The sequence below is a fragment of the Mesorhizobium sp. CA8 genome, from assembly GCF_020164955.1.
In the GTDB taxonomy this organism is placed as follows: Bacteria; Pseudomonadota; Alphaproteobacteria; order Rhizobiales; family Rhizobiaceae; genus Mesorhizobium.
On the sequence record NZ_JAIUHG010000019.1, the window covers coordinates 73,900 to 85,946 of the forward strand.

General features: G+C 64.0%; 18 protein-coding genes and 2 pseudogenes. 8 read left to right on the forward strand and 12 right to left on the reverse strand.

Going from position 1 to position 12,047, the window contains the following annotated elements; genetic code table 11:
• The first annotated feature begins 306 nt into the window (after positions 1–306).
• On the forward strand, positions 307–618 hold the full coding sequence (locus LB553_RS20270) for a hypothetical protein (RefSeq protein WP_224516088.1): 312 nt from the start codon (positions 307–309) through the stop codon (positions 616–618).
• A 5-nt stretch (positions 619–623) separates the two neighbouring features.
• Here LB553_RS20270 and LB553_RS20275 read toward each other — a convergent pair whose 3' ends face one another.
• Both LB553_RS20275 and LB553_RS20280 read right to left on the reverse strand, forming a co-directional pair.
• Positions 624–923 carry an AzlD family protein gene (locus LB553_RS20275; RefSeq protein ID WP_224516089.1) on the reverse strand — a complete coding sequence of 100 codons (300 nt, stop codon included), beginning with the start codon at positions 921–923 and terminating at the stop codon, positions 624–626.
• Positions 920–1,663 (reverse strand): AzlC family ABC transporter permease, encoded by a 744-nt coding sequence (locus tag LB553_RS20280; RefSeq protein ID WP_224516090.1) that lies wholly within the window; start codon positions 1,661–1,663, stop codon positions 920–922. The genes LB553_RS20275 and LB553_RS20280 overlap by 4 nt, the downstream gene beginning before the upstream one ends.
• 170 nt (positions 1,664–1,833) lie before the next feature.
• Here LB553_RS20280 and LB553_RS20285 point away from each other — a divergent pair, with 170 nt between their 5' ends.
• Positions 1,834–2,292 carry an Lrp/AsnC family transcriptional regulator gene (locus tag LB553_RS20285; RefSeq protein WP_224516091.1) on the forward strand — a complete coding sequence of 153 codons (459 nt, stop codon included), beginning with the start codon at positions 1,834–1,836 and terminating at the stop codon, positions 2,290–2,292.
• 38 nt (positions 2,293–2,330) lie between these two features.
• On the opposite strand, the gene LB553_RS20290 is transcribed toward LB553_RS20285, so the two are convergent.
• The 5 genes and pseudogenes from LB553_RS20290 to LB553_RS20310 all read right to left on the reverse strand — a co-directional run.
• A complete protein-coding gene (locus LB553_RS20290) occupies positions 2,331–2,651 on the reverse strand; it encodes a plasmid stabilization protein (RefSeq protein ID WP_095768382.1) in 321 nt (106 codons plus the stop codon).
• A gap of 37 nt (positions 2,652–2,688) precedes the next feature.
• Positions 2,689–2,886, reverse strand: coding sequence for a hypothetical protein (locus tag LB553_RS20295; RefSeq protein ID WP_224516092.1), 198 nt, complete (start codon positions 2,884–2,886; stop codon positions 2,689–2,691).
• Positions 2,887–2,936: 50 nt separating this feature from the next.
• Positions 2,937–3,155 carry a hypothetical protein gene (locus LB553_RS20300; RefSeq protein WP_224516167.1) on the reverse strand — a complete coding sequence of 73 codons (219 nt, stop codon included), beginning with the start codon at positions 3,153–3,155 and terminating at the stop codon, positions 2,937–2,939.
• Positions 3,156–3,182: 27 nt separating this feature from the next.
• Complete coding sequence (locus LB553_RS20305) at positions 3,183–3,677, reverse strand: hypothetical protein (RefSeq protein ID WP_224516093.1); 495 nt, start codon at positions 3,675–3,677, stop codon at positions 3,183–3,185.
• Between the two features lie 153 nt (positions 3,678–3,830).
• A pseudogene (locus LB553_RS20310) lies at positions 3,831–3,926 on the reverse strand (KGG domain-containing protein); the annotation flags it as partial.
• Between the two features lie 441 nt (positions 3,927–4,367).
• Between LB553_RS20310 and LB553_RS20315 the strand changes: the two are divergent.
• On the forward strand, positions 4,368–4,592 hold the full coding sequence (locus LB553_RS20315) for a hypothetical protein (RefSeq protein WP_224516094.1): 225 nt from the start codon (positions 4,368–4,370) through the stop codon (positions 4,590–4,592).
• 71 nt (positions 4,593–4,663) lie between these two features.
• Here LB553_RS20315 and LB553_RS20320 read toward each other — a convergent pair.
• Together LB553_RS20320 and LB553_RS20325 are read right to left on the reverse strand one after the other, a co-directional pair.
• Positions 4,664–5,556: pseudogene (locus LB553_RS20320) on the reverse strand (alpha/beta fold hydrolase).
• A gap of 38 nt (positions 5,557–5,594) precedes the next feature.
• On the reverse strand, positions 5,595–5,828 hold the full coding sequence (locus LB553_RS20325; RefSeq protein WP_224516095.1) for a DUF6894 family protein: 234 nt from the start codon (positions 5,826–5,828) through the stop codon (positions 5,595–5,597).
• 161 nt (positions 5,829–5,989) lie between these two features.
• On the opposite strand from LB553_RS20325, the gene LB553_RS20330 reads away from it, so the two are divergent.
• Positions 5,990–6,709, forward strand: a complete 720-nt coding sequence (locus tag LB553_RS20330) for a Crp/Fnr family transcriptional regulator (protein ID WP_224516096.1) — start codon at positions 5,990–5,992, stop codon at positions 6,707–6,709.
• A 4-nt stretch (positions 6,710–6,713) separates the two neighbouring features.
• On the opposite strand, the gene LB553_RS20335 is transcribed toward LB553_RS20330, so the two are convergent.
• Entirely contained in the window at positions 6,714–7,013 is a 300-nt protein-coding gene (locus LB553_RS20335; protein ID WP_224516097.1) for a DUF982 domain-containing protein, read from the reverse strand.
• A gap of 505 nt (positions 7,014–7,518) precedes the next feature.
• Between LB553_RS20335 and LB553_RS20340 the strand changes: the two genes are divergently transcribed.
• Positions 7,519–8,538 (forward strand): SDR family oxidoreductase, encoded by a 1,020-nt coding sequence (locus LB553_RS20340; protein WP_224516098.1) that lies wholly within the window; start codon positions 7,519–7,521, stop codon positions 8,536–8,538.
• 41 nt (positions 8,539–8,579) lie between these two features.
• Complete coding sequence (locus tag LB553_RS20345) at positions 8,580–8,885, forward strand: hypothetical protein (protein WP_224516099.1); 306 nt, start codon at positions 8,580–8,582, stop codon at positions 8,883–8,885.
• Between the two features lie 33 nt (positions 8,886–8,918).
• On the opposite strand, the gene LB553_RS20350 is transcribed toward LB553_RS20345, so the two are convergent.
• On the reverse strand, positions 8,919–9,104 hold the full coding sequence (locus LB553_RS20350) for a hypothetical protein (RefSeq protein ID WP_224516100.1): 186 nt from the start codon (positions 9,102–9,104) through the stop codon (positions 8,919–8,921).
• Between the two features lie 275 nt (positions 9,105–9,379).
• Here LB553_RS20350 and LB553_RS20355 point away from each other — a divergent pair, with 275 nt between their 5' ends.
• Positions 9,380–10,507, forward strand: a complete 1,128-nt coding sequence (locus tag LB553_RS20355) for a YihY/virulence factor BrkB family protein (RefSeq protein ID WP_411962113.1) — start codon at positions 9,380–9,382, stop codon at positions 10,505–10,507.
• A 229-nt stretch (positions 10,508–10,736) separates the two neighbouring features.
• Positions 10,737–11,645 (forward strand): hypothetical protein, encoded by a 909-nt coding sequence (locus LB553_RS20360; RefSeq protein WP_224516101.1) that lies wholly within the window; start codon positions 10,737–10,739, stop codon positions 11,643–11,645.
• 129 nt (positions 11,646–11,774) lie between these two features.
• Here the strand turns inward: LB553_RS20360 and LB553_RS20365 are convergent, their stop codons facing one another.
• Positions 11,775–12,005, reverse strand: coding sequence for a hypothetical protein (locus LB553_RS20365; protein WP_224516102.1), 231 nt, complete (start codon positions 12,003–12,005; stop codon positions 11,775–11,777).
• Positions 12,006–12,047 lie beyond the last annotated feature (42 nt).

Here is a 12,047-nt window from a genome sequence, read left to right on the forward strand (position 1 = left end):
CTTCTATCGAACTCTTAGGACAACCGGGCTTATTGCCTGGCTCTGCTCGGACATGACGTCTTGGCTTGACTGTCCGGCGTCCGGACCATGACGGACGGGCGCCTGCGAGACCCGTAATGTCCTCGACCGTCAACATCGCCATTGTGACCCTGCAGCCGCAGCGCCTGTTGCCAACGGCCAGGCCGGCTGCCAGCATCCACAGCGCCGTCGGCACCGGGGCTTCGCCTCGTGCAGGCAGAGCCCGCGGCCCCAGCATCCAAGTTCAGCCTCGACAACCTCAACATCACGGCGACGAAGGTTCGACTGATGCAACGCGCGGGCAATGAGTTCCGCGTCGATCAGGCCGAATACGATTCAGTGTCGTCCTACGGTAAGGCGATCAAGAACGCCGTCGAAGCCTTGAAACGGCAATCGCCGTCGGCGATAGCTGACATCGAGAGACAGCTTGGCCTGGACCAGCTTGGCGTTTCTCTCGATACGCTCGTCGGCGCGATAGTCGATCCGCGAGGCAGCGACAGCGAAAGGCTGGATGCCGCGTTCAAGCAGCATGCGGACGGCCCGGGCGAAGGCGACGCCGCTTCGATCCAGCCGGACGAGCTCGGGCTCTACGACGGCTGAGCGAGCTAGCCCATCAGCCACCTCAATACGCCCGCCGAAGCCACCCCGATCACCACTGTCGGCAGCATCGACAACCTTGACGCGGCAAGCACGGTTATGGCCAGCGCGACGAGATCGGCCGGGTTCTTCGAAACGAAGTCCGGCGCGATCACCGAGATCAGCACGCAGCCGGGTGCCGCCTCCATCACCGCCGTGGAGCGCGGGCTCAGCGTGCGGTTCCTCAGCACCACATAGCCGCCGATGCGGGTCAGATATGTCACGCCGGCCATCGCCAGGATGGCGAGCGCGGTCATCGGATCGATCATTTGTCACCTGCCAGAAACCATGCGGCAACCAAGCCGGACAGCGCGCCGGCCGCCACATACCAGGCGCCGGGCACGACGAGATAGCTGAGCGCCGCCGCCGCCAGGCTGACGAGCCAGGGCCGGGCTGCTGCCAAACCCCTCCACATGCCGCGAAGCAGCACCAGAAAGACGGCCGGGAAGGCCATCGCAAAACCGTATGTCTCGACGTCGCCGAGCACCGGGCCGAGCGCTGCGCCGCAGGTCGTGAACGCCACCCAGGCGAAATAAAAGGGCAGGCCGGCGCCTAGATAAAAAGGCAGGCTGAAGGCCGGCCGCATGCCGGCGGCGGCACGGCGCTGCGCGTCGGCGAGGCCTACCGCCCAGCTCTCGTCGCACATCAGGAACAGCGCAGGAAACACCTTTCGCTTCGGCAGGTGCTTGATGAACGGCGCGAGTGCGGCGCCCATCAGGAAATGCCGGCTGTTGACCAGCAGCGTGATGGCGGTGATCAACAGGAGATGCGGCGGCGAGGTCCAGAGCTGGATCGCGGCGAATTCGGAACCGCCGGCGAAGTTGAGGCCGGTCATCAGCGGCACCTCGACCACAGAAAGGCCTTTCTGCGCTGCCTGCGCGCCGAGCACCAGCGCGTAGGGGATGATGCCGAGCAGCACCGGCGTCGAGGCGGCAAGCCCGCGCCGGAACTCGGCGCCGCGGCCGTTGCTGGTTTGCCCCCCGGCGAGGGCGATTTCGGAAACGCTCATGGCTTTTGCCTTCGGCTGGCCTTGCGGCCGCCGTTCTCCCGGTCGGTTATGGGTTGTCGATGGCCGGACAATAGCCGAAACGCCTGGCAATCGGGTTGCGAAGATGCGTCATTTTTGCCAGAATTTGGCATTAGCTAGCGTAGCTAGAAAAAAGATTGGAATCCTGAGCTATGAAGCTGGACGAGATTGACAGACGTATCCTGCGCACCTTGCAGCGCGACGGGCGCATGGCCAACAACGATCTGGCCAAGGAGGTCGGCTTATCGCCCTCGCCATGCCTCCGCCGCGTCAAGCTGCTGGAGGAGGCCGGCGTCATCGACCGCTATGTCGCGGTGCTCAACCCGGCCAAGATAGGCCGCGGCCAGACCTTCTTCACCCGGATCTGGCTGAAGCAGCAGGATGAGGACACGATCGAGCATTTCGCCGCCGAGGTGGCGAAATTCCCGGAAGTGATGGAGTGCTACCTGATGCTGGGCGATTGCGACGCGATGGTCCGGATCGTCGCCGGCGGCATCGATGATTACCGCCGCTTCCAGTCAGAGCATCTGAGCCGCATCAAGGGCGTGCAGAACGTCAAGACGGACGTGCCCAGCCAGACGATCAAGCAGACATCGGAGATGCCGCTGTAAGGCTCTTGCCTTCGCCCCGAGGGGAGAAGGGGAAGTCCTCAATGATGAGCGTGGTGCTCGGCGTTGCGCTTGCGCGTGGCCGCTGCCTTCTTCGCGGAAGCGGAGCGCGCGGCCGCGGATCGCTCGCCCGACGCCTTCCCACCAGCCTTCCCGCCCTTATGCGCCGCCGGATGGCCGGTGTGCTTGCCGCGGCCGGAGCCGCCTGCCTTCTTGCCCCCGGCGTCGTCCTTGTTGACCGTCGCCCAGGCCCGACGCTCGGCTTCCTTCTCGGACACGCCGCGCTTCTCATAGCCTTCGGCGATATGATCGGCCTTGCGTTCCTGTTTGTCGGTGTATTTCGATTTGTCTCCGCGTGGCATTGTCCTGCTCCTTGTTGCGCTGAGTGAATTGAGAGTCTCAGGCACCCTTCTTCTTGGCCACGTCGCCGAGATCGGACCGTTCCGGATCCTTGTTGTTCTCGCCGGCCGCGTCGCGATCCTCGTCGGGATCGTCCTTGGCCGGCAGGTAGCCGCGCGGCCTGTTGGCCTTCGGGCCTTCCCAGCGCGGCCATTGATCGGAGGTTCCGGGACGTCCGGTTCTGGGGGAATTGCTCATGCTAACCTCGCTTTCGAGAAGGCCGTTTGCCCTCCGACTTTGGAGAGCCGTCAGCCTTCCGCTTTCATGGTCCGTGCAATCTTCAAGAGTTTGTCGCGGTCGTGCCCGTGCTCCCGGATCAGTTCGCGCGCCTGCTTCGGCGACAGATCGGTGTTCTCCGCCAGGAAGCGCACGTCGGGATCGTCGCCGCCCTTGGTCGGCAGGCTGCCCGTTTGTGGCGCATGGGCCCCGCCCGGACGATGGGGGATGTTGTCTTTTGCCTGGGTCATCGCAGGCCTCCTTGGATTTCCTTGGCGTCAGCCGGCCGTCTCCGACTGCCGGCGGCGCGCTTCCTTCTTGCGCCGCAGCACCTCGTCGGTGCCGACGATGTCCTTCGCGCCGCCGGTGATCGCGGTCGAGACCACGGCTGGCGGGTCGCTCGCCGGAAAACTGTCCTCGAGACCCGACTGCAATTGTTCTTCCAGCGTGTTGGGATCCTCCGAGCGCCCCTCGGTGCGCCGTTCGTCGATCTGCTCCAAATCATGCTTGGCGTCCGGATGCTCGCGCACGTTGCGCAGCGTCGACACGACGAGCTCGACCGCGAACTCCTTCATGGCGTCGGCCTGCGGAGCGGCAACGTCGGTCTCCTCGACCAGGCGAACAAGCGATTGTTCGAGCTTGTCCAACTCGCGCATGCCCTGGCAATGCCCAAGTTTCTGCGCCAGAGCTTGGATCAGCAAAGGACCGAAGGTCGAGTAGGCTTGCATGCGGGTCTCGTCAACCTGTTCGGGATGAAGCGTTTGCAGCGACATTGATGCCTCCGTTCGACCATCGTGCGACGGCAGCCCTGGGCAACCGACTGAAGAGGAACTGGAGGGCGGGGCAGAAGTTCCATCGCGGGGTCGAGCCCGCGCGTTAATGAAAATGGCGTCCGTGAAGGACACGGACGCCATTTGAATTCAGCGCTGACCGCCCTTGCGGCCAGCTTCCGAGGCACGCTGCCGGTCTTCGGCGAAGTTGCCGCTGCCGCCCCGATGCTGGCCCGTGCCCTGCTGACCCATATTCCGGTCCTCGGCCTGATGCTGTCCGCTGCCGCGATGCTGGTCGTCACGGTTCTTGTGGCTCTGCTGGCCGGCTTTGACGTGCTGTTCGTGGGTTCCGCCTTGGTTGGGCATATCGAATTCTCCGTTGGTTCGGATTTTTCTTTGGGGTGAATTCAAGGACGCGTTCGGCATCCCTGAGTAAGGGGAACAGGTGCCGGCAACCAATGTTCCGCTCGAAACATTTCGTGACCCGGATCGGACTGAAGTCCCATGCGGCCGGCGCATTGGGCTGGCTTATGCAACCAATCCGCTTTCTGCGACTTGGGGAGCGGCCGTCGAGAAAGCCCCCTCCATCGCCGGCCGTTCTGGTGCCCGCCGGTCGCCCCGCGCAATTCCGGCGGGCACCACTATCCATGAACAAAAAAGGCCGCATGACCGGCTTCGGAGCGAGACGACGTTTTGACCCACATCTCTGCAAAGCCCGCCCGGCAGGACGCTGACAGCCTGCCTGCCAACGACAACCAGCGTGCGTCCCCTGCCGATCTTTCGTTCCTCGATATCATCAATGACGAGGATGAGGTCGCCGACATTGCCAGGCGCGCGGAGCGTCTCGGCCACGCCACGCTCGTTGCAATGGCAATCGGCCTGGCAGCGGTTCCGTTGCTCTATTTGATCCTGGCCTGAGCCAGGCCGGCAGGACGCCAGGCCAGAAGGAGGCTTGGCCTGCCGGCACAATTTCCGAGAAAAATGCGCTTCTATCTTCCGGAAAAGAACGCGTCCAGCGTGGCCGCCGTTTCGATCGGCGACTCCTCCGGAAAGAAGTGACCGCCAGGCATCGCTCCGCCGCTGACATCGTCGGCCCAGCGCCGCCATATGCCCAGTGGTCCGTCTTCATCCCGATACCACTCGGCAAGCGCCCCGTGCTCGCTCCACAGCGCCAGCAACGGACAGGCGATGCGACGACCCGTTGCCTGGTCCTCTCGATCATGCCGGCGGTCGAGCGCGGCCGCCGCGCGATACTCTTCACAGATGGCGTGGATATGCGCCGGATCGCGCAGCGCATCGACATAAGCCTGCCGCACCCCGGGCGGGAATGCATCAGCGCCGATCCCCAGCCGGAAAGCGCGTTGTCGACGACCGCTTCCGCGCCGGCCGCCAGCATTCTCTCCGGCAGCGGCTCCGGCTGTGCCAGCAACGACCAGGGCCAATAGCCGAGCGCCAGCCTCGCATCAGCCCGGTCCCACACCTCGGCGGTGGGGATGATGTCGAGCACGGCGAGCTTCTCGACGCGGTCCGGGTGGTCGAGTGCCAGCCGGTAGGCAACGCGCCCGCCTCGATCATGACCCGCGACCATGAAGCGCCGAAAGCCGAATGTCTGCATCAGCACGACCATGTCGGCGGCCATGGCGCGCTTGGCATAGGGTGCATGGTCGGCGGCCGAGGGCGGGCAGGAGCTTTGCCCATAGCCGCGCAAATCGGCGCAGACGACTGTGAAATCCCGTGCCAGGCCGGGAGCCACCTCGCGCCACATCACATGGGATTCGGGAAAGCCATGCAGCAGGAGCAGGCCGGGTCCATTGCCGGCGCAGCGGGCGAAGGTCCTCGCTTCGCCGGTGTCGACCTCACGGCTGTCGAAATCCGGAAACATTGCTTGCCTCCCCGCTGGCGCCGACAGCGTCGACCGCCTCACGTCCAGGCGGAATCCAGTGTCAGCGACGCTTCGAAAATCTGGTCGCGTTTTTCGTCCAGAACTTTGACGGTGATGGTCAGATGCTTGCCGCCCGGCATCTCGTCCCGGGCGACGTCGTGCAGGATGCGCAGTGCCTCCATGCCGGCGCGCTCACGGCTGGCAAAGAGCTGCCCCTCGGTGTCTTCCTGGCTGTGCTCGCTGTTGTAAAGGTCGAAATAGAAGCGCTGCATCGGCAAGTCTGCCCCGGAAACTTCGAGGTCAATCCACGAGCTTGGCCATGGTTCCAAAGGGCTGATCCTGAGAGAAAATCAGCGCCGCGCCGGCTCTTGGCGAACGCGGCCTGCAACCAGCCTCTGTCTGCGGCGTTAGCTGATGCCACGGAGGACGCCGGATGCTGGAGTCGCTTTATCTCAATCTCGGCCAGCACGACGCCCTCTCGGAGGAAGAGAAGGCGCTGCTCACCGCCACCCTGTCGATAGAGAAATATGTCGGCGTCGGCGAGGACATCGTCTCGGAAGGAACCAGGCCGACCTACAGCACGCTCATCGTCGACGGGTTTGCCGCCCGCTACAGGGTGTTGGAGGACGGCGGCCGCCAGTTCACCTCGCTGCAGATCGCGGGCGATTTCGTCGACCTCCATGCGTTTTTGCTGAAGACGATGGACCATGGCATCGTGGCGCTATCTCCCTGCCATGTGGCCGCAGCGGAGCATAGCAAGCTCAAGACGATTACCGAGCAGGCGCCGCACCTCACCCGGCTGTTGTGGCTCGACACGCTCGTCGACGGCGCCATCCATCGCGAATGGATCGTGGCCATGGGACGCCGCTCCAAGCACTCCCACCTCGCGCATCTGATATGCGAGCTGTTCGTCAGGCTGCAGGTGGTGAAGAAGACGCGCGACATGAGTTTTTACCTGCCGCTGTCGCAGGCTCAACTGGCCGATGTGCTCGGCCTGTCCGTCGTCCACATGAACCGGGTGATCGGCACGTTGCGACGCATGAACGTCATCAGCTGGACGAACCATATGATCACGATCCTCGACTGGGAGCGGCTGGTCACGATCGCCGAGTTCGATCCGACCTATCTCAGCATGGCGCGCGAGCCGAGATAAGCCTCTAGCGGGGCGGCGCCTTATAGCGCGACCAGAGCGTGTCGAGCATGGTCAGCGCAGCGCTTGGCTTGGCAGGCTTCAGCAGGCCCTGTTGCACAGCGACCTTCTTAAAGGCGGCAAAGGCGACGGCCGGCCGGCAGGTGCCCGCGATCGCGTCATCCACCAGCCGGGCCGCTTCCAGGTAGGCCGGTGCTTCTTTGTTCTTCCAATGTCCAGCAAGCGCCTTCTTAGCCTCGGCGACGGTGGTGACCACCATCGTGCCGCCGCTGACGAAGCGGATGGTGAGCGGCAGGAAACGGCTCATCGGCTCGTCACCATTGCGCGCCAGGCAAGGCCGACGAAGGGCGCGGCGGTCATCACGGCAGCAACGAGGAGAAAAAGCGGACTGGATTTCATGGTGCACCACAAGATTGGGGGTGGCCGTAAACGATGACTTGGTCAGTCGGTTGCATTCGCCCGGCGGTTCGGAGCTACATGCTGCTCGCGGGCCGGATCGGCGGGGCCGGCCGATGCGGTGGCCTGGGACGCGGCCTGAGCGGCACATCCGCGAGCGAGGCGCGAATCACCCTGACGGGGATCGGTGGTGCGACGGCACGCCGGCGCAGCAATGCGGCTGAGAGACCGCCGATGAGAGTTCGAACGTCCATGGGTCTCCTCCTGAAGAGTCCCCCAATGGCGAGCGGGTTAGCACTCCCGCCCGTGCCGTGCATTTAACTTTGATGTATGCCCGAGCGTCTCGGCAACGTGCGACGACCCGAGCCAACCTTTTCAGTCGGTATGCGTTGTCCTTCGAACAGAAGGAGACAGCCATGCCGATCAGCAGCCGAACGAAATCCGACGCAGCCCAGAAATCGGGGGCGACCAAGAAGGCAGACACCGCCGAAACGACGCGCAGGCAGCGCGGCGTGCAGCGCAAGGTCGATGCCACGGACCGCAGCAAGCCGAAATCCAAATCGCCGGGCGCCATGCAGGCCGGAGCGCGCCCGTACCCGGTACCGCCTTTTCCCAAGCAGCACCACCCGAAACCGGGCGAGGAATGGGCTATCGAGCCCGCGCCGCTTTACGACGCGCCGTTCTGGCAGGGGTCGGGCAAGCTCAAGGACAAGGTTGCGCTGATCACTGGCGGCGATTCCGGCATTGGCCGTGCGGTCGCCGTGCTGTTCGCGCGCGAGGGCGCCGATATCGCGATCGTCTATCTCAGCGAAGATCGTGACGCCAAGACGACGAAGCAGGCGGTCGAGGCGGAGGGGAGGCGCTGCATCACCTTGCGCGGCGACGTGGCTAAACGCGCCTTCTGCCGCAAGGCAGTGGCTGAGACGGTCAAGGCCTTCGGCAGACTCGACGTGCTGGTCAACAACGCCGCCTTCCAGATCCACTCCGCCGATTTCGCCGATCTGACGGAGGAGCATTTCGACACCACACTGAAGACCAATCTATACGGCTATTTCCACATGGCGCAGGAGGCCGTGCCCCACATGAAGCCGGGCTCGGCGATCATCAACACCGGTTCGGTCACCGGCATCGAGGGTTCGAAGGAACTGGTCGACTACTCGATGACCAAGGGCGGCATTCACGCCTTCACCCGCGCGCTTTCCGGCAACCTCATCGCGAAGGGCATCCGTGTCAACGCGGTGGCACCCGGTCCGGTCTGGACGCCGCTCAACCCATCGGAGAAGGAAGCGGAAGACGTCTCGCAGTTCGGTGCCAAGACGCCGATGAAGCGGCCGGCCCAGCCGGAGGAGATCGCGCCGGCCTATGTGTTCCTGGCCTCGCCGCAATGCTCGAGCTACATCACCGGCGAGATCCTGCCGATCATCGGGGGTTACTGACCCCCGAGCACTGACATGAGGAGGATCCCATGAAAGATCCCATGAACAAAGCGCTTCTCATCGCGGCCTTCGCTCTGATTCCGGCGTTGCCGGCGACGGCGCAGACTGCCGCGCAATCGAAGGATCAGCCGACGCAGAACTGCCAGGCCAAGCCCGACGCAAACGACCAGCAGCAAAAGCAGAAGCAAGAGGCCGATACGGACGAGCTGTCGAAACAGCTCGGCAATTGCGGCGGCGTGCTGAAGCCGCCGCCGACCGGCGACCAGAATGCCAAGACTCCGCCGCCCACCGGCAGCGATATGCCCGTGATCAAGCCGGGTCAGGTTCAGCCGCAGACCGGCCAATGACGCAGACCGGCCGTAATCTTCAACGATGGAAAGTCAGCGTTTGCGCTTTTCGGCATCGGCGGTCTTCAAGGCCGGCGAGGCGCTCGCCTCGCGCATCATGCGCAATGCCTCGTCGCGGGTGAGACCGCATCTGCGGGCGTAATAAGCGGCCTCATGGATTTCGGCCCGAGAGGCTGCCGCACCGCCGGAAGAGGACCGTCTGTCTTTCTTCTTGGCCATTGGTTTGCCGTGCCATGAATCACTTAGTCAGCTAATTATACGCTCGTTGTTCCTCATTGCAAATTCGCCGCTGCTTTTGGCGATCCCGCTGGGCTGGCCTGCGCCATTGGGGGAACCATTGCACTGGCACAGAATTGTGACTTGCGGGCCGCGTCAGCCGGACCTGGTGGCAGAGAGAACAGGGCTGGTTTCTCCGGCTTCCCGCCCTGGCCAACGAAAAGGCAGTCGAGCTCTTGTCCCACCCGGCCCGCTCCGTACCCGAGCGTGGGCAGCACATGGCAGAGCAGACTAAATCCACCGAAACCACCGTGCATGTGGCGCCCGAAGATGGGAAGGCGACGATGCCGCGCTGGATAGATGAAGGTTGGATACTGCTGAAGGAAAGCGTCTCCGGCTATATTGCCGACAATGCGCTGAGCCACGGCGCGGCGATGGCCTTCTACGCCACCACCTCGCTGGCGCCGATCCTGCTGATCGTGGTCGCGATCGCCGGGTTCGTCATCGGCAACGATGCTGCGCAACTGGCGCTCTCGGCACAGATATCGGGCGTCATGGGACCGCAGAGCGCTGACCTTCTCAAGGCAACGGTCGAGACCGCCTCGCAGCGCGGGTCGGGCACTTTGGCCACCTTGATCGGGCTGGTCACGCTTTTGATCACCGCCTCCGGCGTTTTCGGCGAGATGCAGCAGTCGTTGAACGAGATCTGGAAGGTCAAGCCCACCAGCGTGTCATTTTCGCGCCTGGTGCGGGCGAGGGCGGTGAGCCTCGGCCTAGTGGGGGCGCTCGGCTTCCTGCTGCTGGTGTCGCTTGCAGCCAGCACGGCAATCGCCGCGCTTGGCGAAGTCATCAACCGCAGCCTGCCGTTTGGAACGCTGATCGTCAGCGGCATCAACACGGTCGTCTCCTTCGCATTGATCGCGCTGCTCTTCGCCGCCATCTACAAGGTCCTGCCGGACCGGGAGCTCAAATGGCGCGACGTCGGCGTCGGCGCGCTGGTCACGGCGCTGCTCTTCACCATCGGCAAATCGCTGATCGGCTGGTACATCGGCACCAGCGCCATAGCGACGTCCTACGGAGCGGCGGGCGCGCTGATGGTGGTGCTGGTCTGGGTCTACTACTCGGCGCAAATTTTCCTGTTCGGCGCCGAGATAACCCGCGCCTACTCGGTGCGGCGCGGCAGCCGGCGCGACCTCGCGCCGGTCATCGCGGATGCAAAAGAGCGGGCTGGCTCGGGTCAAACCAGGCAAGCAGCCAAACCGCTGGAAACGACGCGGGCCAATGCCGGCCGGATTGGCACCGCGACGCCTCGAGCAAGGGCGTTCGGCGACGGGATCGGCATGTGGATTGTCATCAGTAGCCTGATCACGCTGCTCGTCACCTGGATCTTGCGCCCAAGAGGCTGAAGCATCCATCGAGGTCAATTCCCGCAAGAAAATCAGCAGGCTCCAAAGTCGACAGAGGCCCGTCGGTCCCGTCACTAACCTTTGGAACGAAAGCCAGTGCTGCGAATTGGTATTTCGTCTCAAGAGCAACAGGAGGTTACTATGGGACGAGGTATATTGCTGTGGCTGCTGGGTGTCCCAATCCCGATCATCATCCTGCTTATGCTGTTTGCGCGGTAGGAGATGTGTGATGAATTCCGCCCTATCTGACGTTGAGCTTTCCGGCGCTGCCGAATCTTCATCGACCGCCGTGAGTTGGGGCCCTATCATCGCCGGAGCCTTCGCCGCGGCGACGCTGACAGTGGTTCTGATGCTCATCGGCTCGGGGCTGGGGCTGACCATGGTTTCGCCATGGACCGGCGCCAGCACCTCGATCACCACCTTTGCAGTCTCGGCCGCCGTCTGGCTGATCGTCGTACAATGGCTTTCGGCCGGGCTCGGCGGTTACTTGACCGGCCGGCTACGGACGAAGTGGGTCGGCATTCACGACAACGAGGTCTACTTCCGCGATACGGCGCACGGCTTCCTGGCCTGGGCGCTGGCGACGCTGCTGGTTGCCGGCGTGTTCGGCTCCGCCTTGTCCGCAACCATCGGCGCGGGGGTGCAGGCTGCGTCCAACGTCGCGGCGGGCGCGGCCGCGGGCGCGTCGTCGGCGGCCGCGAATAGCGCCGGCTCAACCGACAACAACACCGTGGGCTATTTCGTCGATCAACTGTTCCGCCCGGCCGACACCGGCACCGTGGCCCCGGGTGGCCAGAATGACGCCGGCACGACGGCGCAGGCAACACGCATCCTGGTGGCGAGCGCCGCCAAGGGCGAGGTGTCGGCCGACGACAAAACCTATCTTGCGAAGCTGGTAGCCTCCCGCACCGGGCTTTCGCAGGCCGATGCCGCCAAGCGCGTCGACACCGTGCTTGCCGGCATCGAAGACGCCAAGAACAAGGCGAAGGCGGCCGCCGACACGGCCAGAAAGGCAAGTGCTACCTTCGCGCTCGTCGGCGCCTTGTCGATGATCGTTGGGGCTTTCATTGCCAGCGTTGCCGGCGCGCTCGGCGGCAGGCAGCGCGACGAAGACGAAGCGCTTTTCGTTCGCGGCTGACACCGCCCGGGCTGCCTTCGGCATCCATCGTCAATTGCGCCCGCTGGCTTCGCCGGCGGGCGTTTATTGTTGACGAATACGTCGACCGGCGTACGCCCGCTGCCTTCGACAAACGCCGCTGCGACGGCCTCACCGAGCCTTATGGCGCTCCCGCCGCTCTTCCTGCCGTTTCTCGATTTCGTAGGAAAGCCAGCGGCAGAACATGCCGATGATCGAGGTGGCGGCCCCCCCGAGCAGACAGGCCGTCAGCAAAGGACTTTTCAATGCGCTGTCCCAACTGACGATCCCCAGCAGGATCACGCTCACGGCGGAGATCAGATAGCCTGTACCCTTGAGCAGGTGAAGCGACGATTTGGTCATGGTCCGCCCTTCAAGATCGACATTCAATTCTGGCCGAGGTTC